Raw genomic sequence first — 16,771 nt, 5'->3', positions numbered from 1 at the left:
AGGAGGCAGAGGGCCGGGTGGGGATGACGGAGCCGAGACGGCGCGGATCAGGGTCTGGCTGAGACGGCGCCTGTGTCAGGACGCGGGCTTGACCGGAATGACGTCCACGGCCTGTTGCGTATCATGGCTGCCATAGCTCTTGAGAACGCCGATGACGGGCGCGACATCGCTATAGTCGCGGCCATAGCCAACGACGATATGGTCCCGTCCGGCGGCGATGTTGTTGGTCGGGTCGAGCTCGATCCAGCCAAGGGTAGCGCCGCACCAGACACGCACCCAGGCATGCATGGCATCGGCGCCTTCCAGCCTTTCCTTGCCCGGCGGAGGAATCGTGCGCAGGAAGCCGCTGACATAGCCGGCGGGAATGCCGAGCGCGCGCAGCGCCACAATCATGATATGCGCGAAATCCTGGCAGACGCCGCGCTTGATCTTGAAGGCATCGCGCGGGGTGGAGTCCACTGTCGTGGCCTTGGGATCATAGGTGAAATCGGTGTAGATGGCCGCGCAAAGCGTCCGCGCAAGCTGCAGCACCGTGTCTCCCGGCTTGACCAGAGCGCGGGCATAGGCCGCGATCGCTGCATCGTCGCCAAGGCGTGGGCTGGAGGCAAGAAAATGATGCGGGGAATCGCAGGCAAGCGACCAGACTGCTTCCAGATCGTCCTTCAGCCTGGTCAGCTCAGGCGAAAGATCGACCGTCTCCATCTGCGTCTCCACGGCGACGCGTGCCTGCATGCGCAGCGCCAGTCGCTCGTGCGGTTTGCGAAACAGCAGTCCGGTGACCGGATTGGCGAAGAAGTCGTGCCGGTCGTATCGTTCGTCCGGCACTGGCGTGGCGGTGAGCGAGCCGGCCACCAGACGCTGACGGCCAGGCAGCGACAGCGGCATCACGCGCAGCACATGGCGTGCGCCCGAGACCGGAACCTCGTAGCGATAGGTGATCCGCAAAGTGATGTCATAGAGCATGTCGACTGTTTTCAGGCTCTGTATCGCCATGGGCGACATCTCTTCATGCTGAAGCTGCACCCACCATCTCCATCAATATCGGCGCCGCCCAAGCCGCCATGCGGACGCCGGGCGGCACTCAAGCGCGTTCAGTTCAGATAGGTCTCGGCGAGAATATCGGAGAAACGTTCCAAATCGATTTCCAGCCGCGCAAAAACCTCGCGATCGACGGCCTCCGCGGTGGTGACCGCCAAACCGGAATGCAGGCGCACGGCTTCGCGATAAAGGCGCGACATCTGCCCATTGATATGAGCATTGGGCAGCTCCTCCACCTGGGCGCGGATCTCATTCAGCTGGTAGAGGATCGAGCGCGGGTTCAGCGGGTCGAGCGCCAGGAGATCCGTCACCGTCAGCTGCACCGTGTTGACATTGTAGCGGCGGCGATGGGTCATCACGCTGTCGCCGATCTCCAGCAGCATGTCGAGCGTGCCGTCAGGCGCATCCGGGCCACACATATGGCCGAGCAGGCGGCTCATCTGCATGCTGCGCTCCAGATAGCGGCCGATGGACAGGAAGCGCCAGCCGGTGAACCGATACATGTTTTCATGCACCAGGCCAGCAAAGCCGGCGAGTTTGCGCAGGAAGACGGTCATGGCATGGGTCGCATCGTCGCCCGCCTGAACCCGCGACTGGAACTTGCGCACCGTCTTGGAAAGATCGTTGAGCGCCAGCCAGCCATCGGCGGAAAAGCGGTCGCGGATGTTGCTGGCCGAAAACAGGGCGCCGTCAATATTGGCGATCAGGCTGTCGGGCACCGGCTGGTGCGGGTCGATGTCGAGCGCCGCTAGATAATCGGTAAAGATCTTCAGCAGCGGCATGGAGCTATCGGCCGATTCGGCGTAGCGGCCATGCCAGGCGCGCAGGATGCGCAGCCCGCCTTCCGCGCGCTCGATGTAGCGTCCCAGCCAGAAGAGGTTGTCCGCCGCCCGGCTCGGCAGGCTGCCGGGCATGGTGCGGATGAAACTTTCTTCCGGCGCGAGAAGCGAGATGCGCTCCACTGGCTTGTCGCTGACGATCCAGACATCGGCGGCCGTGCCGCCGGCCTGCATGGTGATGGCGGCCACATCGTCGCCAGAGGAAATGCGCCCGAAGCCGCCGGGCATCACCTCCCAGCCATCGCGCGTGCGCGCCGCATAGACGCGCAGGCTCATGGGGCGCGGCACGAGCCGGCCGTTGACCCAGGCCGGCGTGGTCGACAGCTTGACGACCTCCTGCCCGACCAGCTTTGCTCCGTCGCTCGCCAGCCACTCGGCAATCGAGGCCTTGGCCGTATCGCGCAGCGAAGCACCCAGCACGGATTGGCCATTGTCGTCGAAGAAGGGCCGGGTGGAATAGGCCGGGCCGATCACCATCTTCTCTAGCTCGGCGGCCACATGCAGCCGCTCTGGTTCCTGGCCGCACCACCAAGTGGCGATGCTCGGCAGAAGCAGATCCTCGCCGAGCAGATGGCGACAGATGCGCGGCATGAAGGCCAGGAAGGCGCGGGTTTCCAGAACGCCGGAGCCGATGGCGTTGACGAAGGTCACCGTCTGCGCACGCAGCGCCTCAAGAATGCCGGGGGTGCCGATATGGGAGCGCTGGTTGAGCTCCAGCGGATCGGCGAACACCGAATCCAGCCGTCGCCAGAGCACGCCGACCGGTTTCAATCCCGCCACCGTGCGCACCATGACCCGACCATCGACCACGGTCAGATCCTCGCCTTCCAGCAGCATGAAACCGAGATAGCGGGCGATATAGGCGTGTTCGAAATAGGTCTCGTTGGCGAGACCGGGTGTCAGCACGGCGATGCGGTCGTCGGGATGGCGCTTGTTGGCCTGCAATGTCTCGCGGAAGGCGCCGAAGAAGCGCGCCAGCCGATGCACATGGGTTTCGGCATAGATATCCGAAAAGGCACGCGCGGTGGCCACCCGGTTTTCCAACGCGAAGCCTGCGCCGGAGGGGGCCTCTGTCCTGTCCGACAGCACCCACCAATTGCCATCGGGCCCACGGCCGATCTCGAAGGAACAGAAGTGCAGATAATGCCCGTCCGCCGGGGGCACGCCGGCCATTGGACGCAGAAATTCCGGATTGCCCGCCACCAGCGATGGGGGCAGGAAGCCTTCCGCCACCAGCCGGTTCTCGCCGTAGATATCGCCGGCCATCTGCTCCAGAAGCTCGGCGCGCTGGATAATGCCACGCGACAGCACCTGCCATTCGCTTTCGGCGATCAGCACGGGGATATAGGACAGCGGCCAGGCACGCTCGGAGTTTTCCGTACTGCCATAGGCGCGGTAGAACACGCCGGCATCGCGCAGATAGCGGTCCGCCCGGGCGAAGCGGTTGGCGAGCTCGGTTTCGTCCATGCGGCCGAGCGCGGACAAGAGCGGCTGCCAGACAGGGCGCACCGCGCCCGTGGTGTCGACCATCTCGTCGGCAACGCCAGGCAATGGGCTGTAATCGGCGACGGGGTCGAACCTCTCCCGTTTGGTGGCTTTGCCGGCGGACGCGGCCTGGTCCGCATGGGACTGGGGGCCTGCCTCCCTGTCCGCAGCGTCTGCCGCCGCCGTCCGGCGGGCCGGTCCCGTGCCTTCGGCGTCTGGCGTGACCTGAGCTTGGGCGGCTGCGGCCTTTGGCGTCAAGGGATCCGACATGGTCTCACAATCCGGGCGGCCTGCGCATGTCGAGCGTCAGCGGAAACTCCGCCGAGGGCTGTTCGCGCATCAGCATGTAAGGGCCTGCACGATGCCCCCAAGGTTCGAAACGCGCAAGACGCCTTGCTTCCGCCTCGTTGCCATTGACGGGGAAGGTCTCGTAATTGCGCCCGCCGGGATGGGCGACATGATAGGTGCAGCCGCCGATGGCGCGGTTCGACCAGCGATCGAAAATATCGAAGGTCAATGGCGCGTGGACCGGCAGGACCGGATGCAGGCCGGACGCGGGATGCCAGGCCTTGAACCGCACGCCGGCGACCGACACGCCGCTCTGTCCGGTCGGCCTCAGCGGCACCGGCCGGCCGTTGCAGGCCACCGTGTAGCGTTCGGGATTGGCGGTTTCCAGCTTGACCTGCAGGCGCTCCACCGAACTGTCGACGAAGCGCACCGTGCCACCGATCGCGCCCTGTTCGCCCAGCACGTGCCATGGCTCCAGCGCCTGGCGCACCTCCAGCCTGGCGCTGTCATATTCGACCTCGCCGCAGAAGGGGAAGCGGAACTCCAGCTGCGCCTCGAACCATTCCGGCCGTATGTCGAAGCCGTTCTGTTTCAGGTCCTTCAGCACGTCGAGGAAATCCGCCCAGACATAATGCGGCAGCATGAAGCGATCATGCAGCGTCGTGCCCCAGCGGGTCAGGCCGCCATCGGCCGGGTTCAGCCAGAAACGGGCAATCAGCGCGCGCACGAGCAATTGCTGGGCAAGTGACATGCGTGCATTCGGCGGCATTTCGAAGCCTCGAAACTCCACGAGACCGAGCCGGCCCGTCGGTCCATCGGGCGAAAACAGCTTGTCGATGCAGATTTCCGAGCGGTGGGTGTTGCCGGTCACGTCGGTCAGGAGATTGCGAAACAGCCGGTCGACCAGCCAGGGCAAAGGCGGGGCGCCCTTGCCGGGCACCGGCACCTGGGCCATGGCGATCTCAAGCTCGTAAAGCGTGTCGTGACGCGCCTCGTCGATGCGTGGCGCCTGGCTCGTCGGGCCGATGAACAGGCCGGAGAAGAGATAGGACAGCGACGGGTGGCGCTGCCAGTGCAGGATCAGGCTCTTCAGCAGATCCGGCCGGCGCAGGAACGGGCTGTCGTTCGGGTTGACGCCGCCGACCACCACGTGGTTGCCTCCACCGGTGCCGGTATGACGCCCATCGATCATGAACTTGTCAGCGCCCAGCCGGCTTTCGCGCGCCTCTTCATAGACGGCGCTGGTGATGGCCACGCAATCGCGCCAGGTCGCGGCGGGATGGACATTGACCTCGATCACACCCGGATCGGGCGCGACGCGCATGACATTGACGCGTTCGTCATGGGGCGGCGCATAGCCCTCGATATGCACCGGCTTGCCCAGTTGTGCGGCCGCGCGCTCGGTGGAGGCGATCAGGTCGAGATAGTCTTCGATGGACGCCGTCGGCGGCATGAAGACGCAGAGCCGCCCATCGCGTGCTTCGACGCTGATGGCCGTGCGCACGAAGCCGTCGATTTCCAGGACCGACTGCTCCATGCGCACCTGCTGCGCCGCAGACGCCTGAAAATGCGCCGCCTCGAGCGTCCGTCCATCCTTCTTTTCGAAATCCGGCAGAGCGGCACGGGGGACACTGGGATCGACAGGATTGATATAGGGATATTGCGAGGGGGGAAGCCAGGGGAGTGCGGTCAACGGCAGGCGATAGCCGACCGGGCTGTCGCCCGGTGCCAGGAAGATTCGCCCGCGGCGCGTGCGCCAGCGCTCGCTGATCCAGCGCCGGCCCCCGGCCCTGGCGTTCCAGGGCTGCACCGGCAGCACATAGCCGGTCGGTTGGGTCAAGCCTCTGTCGAAGACCTTGACCATGCGTGCCCGCTGCTCGGCATCCTCCAGCTTGTTGTTGGAGGGGTCGAGGTTCTCGGGCAGGTTCGCCTCTTTGAGCAGCCATTGCGCCGGGTCCTCATAGGCCGGCACGACATTTTCGGCGGGAACGTCCAGAGCTTCGGCGATCATGGCCAGCAGGCGCCCGGCATCGTCGTCGGTGACGCCGTAATCGCGGCCCTCTTCGGCGATCAGGTCGGCATTGCGCCAGATCGGCAGACCGTCCTTGCGCCAGTAGAGCGAGAAGGTCCAGCGCGGCAGGCTTTCGCCCGGATACCATTTGCCCTGGCCGTAATGCAGGAAGCCGCCGGGCGCGAAGCGGGTGCGCAGGCGCCGGATCAGCGCATCGGCCTTGGCGCGCTTGGTGGGGCCGACGGCCTCGGTGTTCCATTCGCCGGACTCGAAGTCGTCGATCGAGACGAAGGTCGGCTCGCCGCCCATGGTCAGCCTGACGTCGTGGGCCTTCAGGATCTCGTCCACCTCCTGGCCGAGGCTGTTCAGGGCTTCCCAGCTCTCGTCCGAGAAAGGCTTGGTGATGCGTGGATGCTCGGCCACCCGCTCGACCTTCATGTCGAAGGCAAAGGAGGTTTGCGCCTGGCCGATGAAGCCGCCCGAAATGGGCGCAGCATTGCGGTAATGCGGCGTGGCGGCCAGCGGAATGTGGCTTTCGCCGGTGAGAAGGCCGGAGGTGGGATCAAGGCCGACCCAGCCGGCGCCCGGCAGGTAAACCTCCGCCCATGCATGCAGGTCGGTGAAGTCCACCTCGGTGCCGGACGGCCCGTCCAGCGCCTTCAGATCGGGTGTCAGCTGAATGAGATAGCCGGAGACGAAGCGTGCGGCGAAGCCGAGATGGCGCAGGATCTGCACCAGCAGCCAGCTCGTGTCGCGACAGGAGCCCCGCGCGCTGACCAGCGTCTCCTCCGGCGTCTGCACCCCCGGCTCCATGCGGATGACGTAGCCGATATCTTTCTGCAGTTTGGCATTGAGCTCGACGACGAAATCCACCGTGTTGCGCGGTGTGCGGTCGATACCGTCGAGATAGGCCTTCAGTGCCGGCGAGGCCGGCTCGGCCTTCCGATAGATCGAAAGGTCTTCGACCAGATCCTCTGCATAGTTGAACGGCCAGGTCTCGGCTTCCTCCTCGACGAAGAAGTCGAAAGGATTGTAGACGGTCATATCGGCGATCAGATCGACTTCGATCTTCAGTTCGCGCACCGGCTCGGGAAAGACATAGCGGGCCAGGAAGTTGCCGTAGGGGTCCTGCTGCAGCGTGACGAAGTGCTGCGCCGGCGTGACCTTGAGGGAATGGCTGAGCACCTTTGTGCGCGAATGGGCCGCCGGCTTCAGCCGGATCACCTGTGGCCCGAGCTGGACCGGCTTGTCATACTGATAATGGGTCAGATGATAGATGCTGGCTTTGATCGACATGCGCGCTTTATGTCCCCTTTGGGCACCTTGGCCATCAGAGACTTTGTGCAATGCGAAGACAGAATGCAAGGGCCGGCTTCCGCGTGCATTCCTCACCGCTTGCGGAAGCGCCGCTCATGGTTTGCGGCGCGCGTCATCCTCATCGCTAAAGGCGAGCGTGGCCAGAAGCGGCAGATGATCGGATGCGATCCGGGTCATGGCCGTGGCGATGGGTGCGGCTGCCGTCGCTCTCAGTCTGCCGTTCATGAAGACGTGGTCGAGCCGCATGAGGGGGAAGCGTGAGGGAAAGGTCGCCGGCAGCTTGCCCGTTACCGGATCGGCAGCGGCGGGAAGCGCATGGTTGAGCATGCGGAAGACCGCCGAACGGGTAATGGCGTTGAAATCGCCCGTCAGCACCGCCGCGCCATCTCGGCAGTCGGGATGCCCGAGCCAGTCGGAGCCGAGCAGCGCCTTGGCCTGAAGAAGGCGTTCGCCGCCCCGCAGGCCGAGATGGGTGTTGACGACCTGCACCGGCCGTCCGCCGAGATCGATCTCCACCCAGATCGCTCCGCGCGGCTCGCCGATCGAAGGAAGTGGGCCGGCGCGCCTGATGCGCGAGGGCAGGGCGGTGAGGATCGCATCGCCATACTGCTCCTTCTCGACATGCATGGCCGGATGGAAATGTGCGGTCATCTTGAGATGGTCGGCAATGCGCTGGGCCTGGTCCACGCCTTTTGTGCGCAGTCGGCCGACATCGAGCTCCTGCAGCGCGATGATATCGGGCTTGGCAGCCGCGATCACCTCGGCGATCCGCTCCGGATCGTGGCGGCGATCGGTGCCGATGCAGCTATGGACGTTATAGGTGAGCAGACGGAAGGACGGGATCATCGAAGCGTGCTTTGTGGGCATGGCACGGAACCCGATGAGGGGCAGTTTCGTTCCGTGGAGCCGATTGCAATGGTTTGAAGATGCGGGCGCCTGTCCTGACGCCTTCTGTCCGGCGCGGCGGTTTCTCTTCACGGGCAAGCGCCCCCGCCGTTGGGCCTATTCGGATCGAACCCATGACGTTTCGTCTTCTCCTGCGCGCTATCATGATCGTCGCGGTCATTGCCGCTCTTTACCTGCTTGTCCGCACCTTGCGGGAATATTCGCTCGACGAAATTCTCGATGCCTTGCGCGCCATTCCCGTGAGCCATCTCCTCGCCAGCCTCGGTTTTGCCGCATGTTCCTATCTCTGCCTCTCCTGCTTCGATGCCATGGGCGTGCGCTATGCCGGCAAGCGGCTGGCTTTCCACCGCACGCTGCTCGCCTCCTTCGTTTCCCTGTCGATCGGCCATAATGTCGGCGTTGCCGCCTTGAGCAGCGGTGCGGTGCGCTATCGCTATTATGCGCGCTGGGGGCTGACCGCCGAGGATGTCGCCAAGATCGTGCTCTTCTGCGGTGTCACGGTCGCGCTCGGCCTGATGACGCTCGGTTCGCTCGGCCTGTTCCTGCGGCCGCAGGAGGCCGTGCAGATGACGGGGCTTTCGACCCAGACGGTCTTCCTGCTTGGCATCGCATCGCTCCTCCTGCCGCTCGTCTATCTCGGCCTTGCCGCCACGCTGCGCAAGCCGCTTCAGCTGCGCAGCTGGAGCTTCACCATGCCGAGCCTGCCGCTTGCCGCGGGCCAGGTTCTGATCGGCACGCTGAATTTCGCCTTTGTCGCCGCCAGCCTGCACCAGATGCTGTCAGCCTTCTCCGACGCCAATTATCTGAAGGTCGCGGCCGTCTCGATCATCGCCAATGTCGCGGCGATCATCAGCCATGTGCCCGGTGGCATCGGCGTTCTCGAAGCGACGGTTGCCCACATCCTGCCCGGTGCTCAATCGGTTGCCGCCGTCATCGCCTTTCGCGTCGTCTATTACTTCATCCCGCTGGCCATTGGTCTGCCGCTGCTGATCGGCAGCGAAATGCTGATCCGCAAGGGCGAAAAGACCAAGCCTCGCCACGACGAGGCGCCTGAAGGTCACGCCCATCCGGCGTGATCCCTGTTTTTCCCGAAAGCGCCCATCAAAAAGCCCGCCGGTCCTTCGGATTTGGCGGGCTTTGTTTTGGGGCAGCATTGCAGGACTGGCAGAGTCTCTCAGAACACTGCTGTTCGCAGCCGGCGGGCGATCTGGCTCATACCTGTCATGATCGCCTTGAACGGCCGGAATGGCCTGTGCGGATCGACGATGGCTGTGCCTGGGATAGGATCGACCGCGCCCTTGGTTACATCCACATCGAAATGGCGCAGGCCGCGCAGATTGTGATTGACCGCCTCGATGCCGTCGAGCAGCGATCCGGTCTCGGCGATCGAGCGGGAGACAGCCTCCGGCGTGACGTCGAGATGCTCGGCCAACAGCCTGTCACGCAGCGCGGTGATCGCCTGGCGGTGCGTTTCGCTGACAGCCTCGACGGCGATGTCGGCTTCCGTATCCAACCCCTCCGAGCGATTGTTGAGGTTGGAGGAACCGATGCGCAGGAAGACATCGTCAACGACGACCAGTTTGGAATGGACAAGCACTTCCTGCTCGCCGCCACCTGGTTTCGGCACGACCGAATACATCACGCGGAAGCGGTCATAGGGATCGCGGCGCTTTAGCTGGCGGATCAGCCGGTCGCGGTTGTTGCCCATCATGATCTTCTCGATGAAGCCGTGCGAGATGCGGCTGACGACGATCAGGATCTCCGGCCCATCGGGCTGCTCAAGATGCTGGGCGATAATATCGGCTATCCCGAAAGACGCCAGATACTGCGCTTCGATATAGACATGGCGGCGCGCGGCCTTCAGCGCCTCCTTCAGCAGCAAGATGGATTCCTGGTGGCCGTCATGATCGGGGCCGTCCGGCTCCGTGCGGGCAATGGCCACGCGGCAATCGGTCAGATCGGGCTTGATCTCGTCAGGCCAGATGTCGGCGGCCTGCTTCGCCGTGAGATCATCCAGCTGGGGTGCCTCGACCGGGCCGATTGCACCGCGCCAGCGCAGGCGGATGAGATCGCCCACGGCACCGGCCGCAGGGCCCGACAGCATGGCCTGCATGTCGTGCACCGGCTCGTAAGGCTCGCCCTTGGGCGTCACGCGCAAGGGATTGCCGGGCAGATGCTGGTTGTCGTCCCAGCGCCGCGCCGTCAGGTCGATTCCGCCGAGAAAGGCGATGCGATCATCGATCGACACCATCTTCTGGTGATGCGAGCCGCGCACGGGATGGCGGCCATCGAAGCGCAGCTCGATGCGCGGATGGTTGGGCCAGCCATGTTTGCGAAACAGCTTCAGCGACTTGCCGGAATAGATCGGGCCCATGGCCCAGATGAGGATTCGAACCCGCAGCGCCGGATTGGCATCGACCAGGGACAGGAGGATGTCGCCCAATGTTGGGCTGTCCGCCAGATCCGGCCGCAGGCGGATATCGGGGTCGAAATCCCAGCCGACAATCAGGATCTCGCGCTCGGCCTTGTGCAGCAACCGGTCCAGCACCGCGTAATATTGCGCGGCATCGATCAGGAAAGCGAGCCGCTCGGCAGCCACCGAGCGCCAGGCATTTTCGCCGACACGGATAATGTGCCCGCGCCGGCCAAAGGCCTTGGAGGCGCGGGAAAGAACTGAACCGCGGTCTGACAAAAGAAGCTCCCTCAAACAAACCCGCCCCGGGGGGTGATCCACGTGTCGGTGAGCCAATCATGCCTCTTTCAGGCATGACCGGCTTCCTCACGTACCACCCCAAGATCCGACCTGCGCAAGGATCGAGGTTTTGGGTCACCAGTAATCGATCATGGCGCAAAACGGGTCGACGGGGCGACGCCCCGTCAACGGTCTCAGCGGGAATTTGTTCCTGAGAGGGCCTGTCGGCCCGCCAAATTCAACCTTCGGTGGTCATTAACAGAAAGGGCGCCGCAGCGCTGGCGGAAAGCGCCAGAATTTCGTCCGCTTCGACCGCGGCCTCGTCCGTGCCGAGGCGGTCGTGCCAGGTACGCCCGATCAGGTCTTCGGGCAGATGAACGTTGATTTCGGCTGCCGCCGTGTCCAACCCCTGCGCACCGGAGGCTTCCAGCAGATCATGGATCCGGACCGGGGCGACCGCGATGGCGGCCTGTCCCTGATAAACCCGCGCAAACGCCACGAAGCGCTCGGCATGGTCTCCCGACAGACTGAGTGGGCGATAATCGCCCTTCAGAAACAGGTTTGGCAGTGCCTGGCGTGCAGCCAGACCGCGCCGCACCAGCGCCTGCTTGGCTGCGCCGCTTTCCAGCGAGTCGAGATCAAGGCGGATCGTCGCAGGCTGCTGTGCCAGCCGCTCCAGACGTGCGAAATCCGGCATGCGGCGATTGTCGGGATCGACCAGGCTGAAATCGTCCGTTTCCGAACCCTGGTAGATATCGGGCACGCCGGACGCGGCGAGCTTGACCAAGGTCTGCGCCAGCCCATTGTAGAGCCCCGTCAGCGCATAGGGGCCGAGCGTCGCTGCGAAGTCCTGCAGGAAGGTATGAGACGACAGGAGCTGGCGGACGAAATCCTGAACAGCGCCTTCATAGGCTTCGTCCGGCTCGGCCCAGAAGCTGCGCAGCTTGGCCTCGCGCATCGTCTTCTCGACATAGGCTGCAAAACGCTCGCCGAAGGCTTCGATGCCCTTGGCGTCGTCGGTCTTCAGGCCTACGGGCCAAGCACCGGCCAGCGCCTGATAGAGACCCCATTCGACGGCAGGTTCAGGCGCTTTGCCGCCGGGCAGGTCCTTGACCGAACCGGCCTGTGTGGCATGCCAGCGACCCACGGCGTCGATCCATCGCTGCGGTCCCTGCGACAGCGCATAGAGGCGTGCCCGCGCATCTTCGCCACGCTTGGTGTCATGGGTCGCCGTGGTCGACAGCGCCTCCGGCTGCTCGCTGACGCGGCGAACCATGGCATCGTGGAAGGCGTCGATCGAGGGATGCGGCTCGACCGGGTTGCCGCCGACCTCGTTCAAGGCCAGGAAGGCGTTGTAGCGATAAAAGGCGGTGTCCTCCATCGCCTTGGCCATGACCGGGCCGGACAACTGCTGGAAGCGCGTGCGAAACAGGGCGGCTTTTTCCCCTGGGCGACGCCCCCTCAGCAGCGCTTCGATGTCGCCAAGCGCATCGCGCTCCTCGACGGAAAGATCGCCTGCGGCCTTCGCCAGCGCCGCATCCAGCACTTTCTCGTCGGCGCTATTCAAGGGACCATCTGTTCCATAGGTGCGGTAAACGGAAAAGCCCGCGACCAATGCGCGCAAGGCCCCGGCAAAGGCCTCGGCGCTGCCGGTGCCGGCTCCATCCGCCTGTCCCGCCGCTTCTTTTCCGATACGGGTCAGCGCTTTGACCTCGCCTTCGAAATTTTCCCGCAGCATCAGCATCTTGGCATCCTGCAGGATGTCGTCATAAGCTTCGCCTGGCGCGAAGCGGTCATACGCTGCGCCAAGCGTCGTCATGCCGTCCTTGGCGGTGAAAAGCTGTGCCAGTGCGGCCACGAACTCATAGCCCGTGGTTCCCTCGACCGGCCAGTCCTCGGCAACGCTCTCCTCTTCCTCGATGATCTTTTCGATGACGATCGGCACATCGGGACCGACGGCGGCGCGCAACCGGTCGAGATAGGCCTTGGGGTCGGCAAGGCCATCGACATGGTCGATGCGCAGGCCATGGACGATGCCCTTGCGGACGAGATCGAGGATCAGACGATGCGACGCCTCGAACACTTGCTCATCTTCCACGCGCAGGCCGGCTAGCCCGGCGATTTCGAAGAAGCGCCGATAGCTCAGGCCGCTCGCCGCTTTCTTCCAATCCATCAGCCGGTAGGGCTGCGCCTGCGAAAGGGCGAGAATACTGCCCGGCTTGACTGCTTTCAGCGCCGTTTGCAGGGCCTCCATCCCCTCCTTGTCGGCATCGATTGCCTGACGTATCGCGGCATGAAAGGCCTCGTCCTCGTCAGCGCGCGCGCTCGAACCGCATTCGGCAAGGGTGCGGGCCAGCGGCAGGTCTATGCCTTCAAGCGCCATCTTGTAGGTGGACGGCAGAAGCGGAAAGACCTGTTCGTAATAGGACAGGCCGAGCACGCCGGCTTCGCGGTCGATCGCCAGACCGATCTCGCCTTTCTGTACCCCCTCCTCGAAGCTGCCGCCAAGCACGGTCAGGGTCAGCGGCTGCGCCCAGTCCACATCGAAGGTACGCGCATGCGGGCTCTCTTCCCCCCATTCGACGATGCTGCGCCACCAGGGATTTTCCAGCGATGCGGCCATGTGATTGGGGACGATATCGACGATCAGGCCCAGTTCCGCCGCGCTGAGGGCGGCCGACAGCCGATCGAACCCTTCCCGTCCACCGAGATCCGGATCGAAGAGATTGGCGTCGGTGACATCATAGCCGTGCGTCGAGCCTTTCGTGGCGGCGAAGATCGGCGACGCGTAGAGATGGGTTATGCCCAGGTTCTTGATATAGGGAACGAGGCTGGCAGCCTTGTCGAAGGTCATGCCATTGCGGAACTGCAGGCGGTAGGTTGCGAGAGGGCGGGCGAAAGCGGGGCGGGTCATGGAGAGAAGCGCCTTGTAGCTGGAACGGGTTCAAGATGGCCGAGGGACCGGCGGGGATGAAGGCGGGAGGAAGAAGCTGCGGATATGAGAAATCGCATCCGCCGGGATGAGGCGAATGCGCTGCTGGCAAGAAGTAAGCACGATCCGATCAGGGCTGACGCATGTCCGTCCCCATTGAAGCTGCCTTGGTCATTTGTTGATGCGGCCGCGATCGCTCGGATCGACGCCGCCTTCGGGCGTGGTGTCATTGGCGGTGTCGCCTTCCACCGTGTTCTCGCCCTGCAGGAGTTCGTCGTCGGAACGCGATTGAAGCCCGCGCGTGCGGCCAACGCCCGGATCCTCGGTCAGATCGGTATCGCCGGGTTTCTGTGTCTTGGGATGTTTGGTCATTTTGAGCGCCTCAATGCCGGTCGATGAACTTGGAAAAGCGACTGGTTTTGCCCTCTGCCGTTTGGTCCTGATAGAGAAGCGCGGGGCCGTTTTCGTCGAAAATCTCGAAGAATTCGTCCCAGGAGATCGTCTCAAGGGAATCTTCCGGCTCACCGAAATCGAACCGGAGGATGCCGCCGTCCTTGCTGCCCTTCACCTTGGCTGGATGGCCATCGCGGCTCTCTGCCCATTCGCGAATGGTCTTGTGGTCGGTGGTTGTGGACGACGTGCTCATTTGGAACCCTCCGATCGCCGAAGACGGCATTGGCCCCTCGAAACCACAGGAGGCTACCCTTTGTTCCCCGGCGCGGCCCGTTCCCATCCCGGCCACAAAGACGGCACCGGCCTCCAGCAAAAGCAAAAGGTGACGTAGGCCCCGTTTTGCGCTAGGAACGCCGCAAATACGCGCAGCCGGAAGGGTATGACGACCGTGGAGGCCGCCCTTTGCCTTGAAGACGCGCCCCGTCAGCACCGTCCGAGGACATCACATGCCTGCATATCGTTCGAGAACCACCACCCATGGCCGCAACATGGCCGGCGCGCGCGGCCTTTGGCGCGCAACCGGCATGAAGGATGGGGACTTCGGCAAGCCGATCATCGCGGTGGTCAACTCCTTCACCCAGTTCGTTCCCGGCCATGTCCACCTCAAGGATCTTGGGCAGCTGGTTGCCCGCGAGATCGAAGCGGCCGGCGGCGTCGCCAAGGAATTCAACACCATCGCGGTCGATGACGGCATCGCCATGGGCCATGACGGCATGCTCTATTCGCTGCCCTCGCGCGAGATCATCGCCGACTCGGTCGAATACATGGTCAATGCCCATTGCGCCGACGCCATGGTCTGCATTTCCAATTGCGACAAGATCACGCCCGGCATGCTGAACGCCGCCATGCGGCTGAACATTCCCGCTGTCTTCGTTTCCGGCGGCCCGATGGAGGCCGGCAAGGTCGTGCTCAACGGCAAGACCCATGCGCTCGACCTGGTCGATGCCATGGTTGCGGCGGCCGACGACAAGGTGTCCGATGCCGATGTCCAAGTGATCGAGCGCTCGGCCTGTCCGACATGCGGCTCCTGCTCGGGCATGTTCACCGCCAATTCGATGAACTGCCTGACCGAAGCGCTGGGCCTGTCCCTGCCAGGAAATGGCTCGACGCTCGCCACCCATGCCGACCGCAAGCGCCTCTTCGTCGAGGCCGGCCATCTGATCGTCGACCTCGCCCGCCGCCATTATGAGCAGGACGATTACTCGATCCTGCCGCGCTCGGTCGCGACCAAGGAAGCCTTCGAGAATGCGATGTCGCTCGACATCGCCATGGGCGGCTCGACCAACACCGTTCTGCATATTCTCGCTGCCGCTTACGAAGGCGAAATCGACTTTACCATGGACGATATCGACCGTCTGTCACGCAAGGTGCCCTGCCTTTCCAAGGTGGCGCCCGCCAAGGCGGACGTGCATATGGAAGACGTTCACCGCGCCGGCGGCATCATGCGCATTCTCGGCGAGCTCGATCGCGGCGGCCTGATCAACCGCGATTGCCCGACCGTGCATTGCGAGACGCTGGGCGACGCCATCGACCGCTGGGACATCACCCGCACCAATTCGGAAACCGTGCGCCGCTTCTTCCGCGCGGCCCCGGGTGGTGTGCCGACACAGGTGGCCTTTAGCCAGGAAGCCCGCTGGGACGATCTGGACATGGACCGCGAAAAGGGCGTCATCCGCTCGGTCGAACATCCTTTCTCCAAGGATGGCGGCCTTGCCGTGCTGAAGGGTAATCTGGCGGTCGACGGCTGCATCGTAAAGACGGCCGGCGTGGACGAATCGATCCTGGTCTTCTCCGGCCCGGCCCGTGTCTTCGAAAGCCAGGATGCCTCGGTCAAAGCGATCCTGTCCAACCAGATCGTCGCCGGCGATGTCGTCGTCATCCGCTATGAGGGCCCCAAGGGCGGCCCCGGCATGCAGGAAATGCTCTATCCGACGAGCTATCTGAAGTCGAAGGGCCTCGGCAAGGCTTGCGCGCTGATCACCGACGGCCGCTTCTCCGGCGGCACGTCCGGTCTGTCCATCGGCCATGTCTCGCCCGAAGCTGCCAATGGTGGCCTGATCGGCCTGGTGCGCGAAGGCGACATGATCGACATCGACATTCCCAACCGCACGATCTCGCTGCGCGTGAGCGACGAGGATCTCGCCGCCCGCCGCGCCGAACAGGATGCCAAGGGCTGGAAGCCGGCCGAACAGCGCAAGCGCAAGGTGACCACGGCGCTCAAGGCCTATGCCGCCTTTGCCACCTCGGCCGACCGTGGCGCAGTACGCGATCTGGGCGATCGCGAATAGGCGATCTCGTCACGGATCACATCCGCGGGCGGAGGCGCATGTCTCCGCCCGTTTTCATGTCGGGCCTACCGCAGCCTGCCTCATGTGCCCGGCGCGGGCGCCGCCATGTGGACTAGCTCCCAGACATGGCCATCCGGATCCTGAAAGCTTGCGCCATACATGAAGCCGAGATCCGTCACCGGCTTCCACGGCTTGCCGCCATGGGCCAGCGCCTTGGCGAGGAGATCATCCACCTCCGCCCGGCTCTCGGCCGACAGACAGGTCAGAACCTCCGTTGCTTTCGCCGTGTCTGCGATCTCATCGAGAATGAAATCCCTGAAGCGCGCCTCGGTCAGCAGCATGACATAGATATTCTCGGCCACTACCATGCAGGCCGCGTTCTCATCGGTGAATTGCGGATTGAAGGCGAAGCCCAAAGCCTCGAAAAAGGCCTTGGAGCGGTCGAGATCCCGAACCGGGAGATTGACGAAGATCATGCGCATGCGAGGCTCCTCCTCTTGGTGCTGCCCGGTGCCATGCAGA

11 protein-coding genes are annotated in these 16,771 nt (G+C 64.0%); 2 read left to right on the top strand and 9 right to left on the bottom strand.

Annotated elements, in window-relative coordinates; genetic code table 11:
* Positions 1–75 precede the first annotated feature (75 nt).
* The 4 genes from BMX61_RS09365 to BMX61_RS09350 form a co-directional block, all read right to left on the bottom strand.
* The gene (locus BMX61_RS09365) at positions 76–963 is read right to left on the bottom strand and encodes a transglutaminase family protein (protein WP_075627048.1); all 888 of its coding nucleotides are present in this window, start codon (positions 961–963) and stop codon (positions 76–78) included.
* Positions 964–1,091: 128 nt separating this feature from the next.
* Positions 1,092–3,632 carry a circularly permuted type 2 ATP-grasp protein gene (locus tag BMX61_RS09360; protein WP_234794639.1) on the bottom strand — a complete coding sequence of 847 codons (2,541 nt, stop codon included), beginning with the start codon at positions 3,630–3,632 and terminating at the stop codon, positions 1,092–1,094.
* A 4-nt stretch (positions 3,633–3,636) separates the two neighbouring features.
* Positions 3,637–6,957, bottom strand: coding sequence for a transglutaminase family protein (locus tag BMX61_RS09355; RefSeq protein ID WP_075626917.1), 3,321 nt, complete (start codon positions 6,955–6,957; stop codon positions 3,637–3,639).
* A gap of 114 nt (positions 6,958–7,071) precedes the next feature.
* The gene (locus BMX61_RS09350; RefSeq protein ID WP_092742496.1) at positions 7,072–7,845 is read right to left on the bottom strand and encodes an endonuclease/exonuclease/phosphatase family protein; all 774 of its coding nucleotides are present in this window, start codon (positions 7,843–7,845) and stop codon (positions 7,072–7,074) included.
* Between the two features lie 152 nt (positions 7,846–7,997).
* On the opposite strand from BMX61_RS09350, the gene BMX61_RS09345 reads away from it, so the two are divergent.
* Positions 7,998–8,960 (top strand): lysylphosphatidylglycerol synthase domain-containing protein, encoded by a 963-nt coding sequence (locus BMX61_RS09345; RefSeq protein ID WP_075626919.1) that lies wholly within the window; start codon positions 7,998–8,000, stop codon positions 8,958–8,960.
* A 98-nt stretch (positions 8,961–9,058) separates the two neighbouring features.
* Here the strand turns inward: BMX61_RS09345 and BMX61_RS09340 are convergent, their stop codons facing one another.
* The 4 genes from BMX61_RS09340 to BMX61_RS09325 form a co-directional block, all read right to left on the bottom strand.
* Positions 9,059–10,576, bottom strand: coding sequence for a phospholipase D-like domain-containing protein (locus BMX61_RS09340; protein ID WP_075626920.1), 1,518 nt, complete (start codon positions 10,574–10,576; stop codon positions 9,059–9,061).
* A 238-nt stretch (positions 10,577–10,814) separates the two neighbouring features.
* Positions 10,815–13,490, bottom strand: coding sequence for a malto-oligosyltrehalose synthase (treY, locus tag BMX61_RS09335; RefSeq protein WP_075626921.1), 2,676 nt, complete (start codon positions 13,488–13,490; stop codon positions 10,815–10,817).
* 189 nt (positions 13,491–13,679) lie between these two features.
* Positions 13,680–13,880, bottom strand: a complete 201-nt coding sequence (locus BMX61_RS09330; protein ID WP_075626922.1) for a hypothetical protein — start codon at positions 13,878–13,880, stop codon at positions 13,680–13,682.
* A gap of 10 nt (positions 13,881–13,890) precedes the next feature.
* Positions 13,891–14,154 carry a hypothetical protein gene (locus tag BMX61_RS09325; RefSeq protein WP_075626923.1) on the bottom strand — a complete coding sequence of 88 codons (264 nt, stop codon included), beginning with the start codon at positions 14,152–14,154 and terminating at the stop codon, positions 13,891–13,893.
* Between the two features lie 253 nt (positions 14,155–14,407).
* On the opposite strand from BMX61_RS09325, the gene ilvD reads away from it, so the two are divergent.
* Positions 14,408–16,249, top strand: coding sequence for a dihydroxy-acid dehydratase (gene ilvD, locus BMX61_RS09320; RefSeq protein ID WP_075626924.1), 1,842 nt, complete (start codon positions 14,408–14,410; stop codon positions 16,247–16,249).
* Between the two features lie 80 nt (positions 16,250–16,329).
* Here the strand turns inward: ilvD and BMX61_RS09315 are convergent, their stop codons facing one another.
* Positions 16,330–16,731: a VOC family protein gene (locus BMX61_RS09315; protein ID WP_075626925.1), complete on the bottom strand. Its 402-nt coding sequence runs from the start codon at positions 16,729–16,731 to the stop codon at positions 16,330–16,332.
* Positions 16,732–16,771 lie beyond the last annotated feature (40 nt).

This window comes from Xaviernesmea oryzae (assembly GCF_900109605.1).
GTDB classification, from domain to species: domain Bacteria; phylum Pseudomonadota; class Alphaproteobacteria; order Rhizobiales; family Rhizobiaceae; genus Xaviernesmea; species Xaviernesmea oryzae.
The sequence above is the reverse complement of the archived record's forward strand: the minus strand, read 5'-3'. Positions and strand labels throughout refer to the sequence as shown.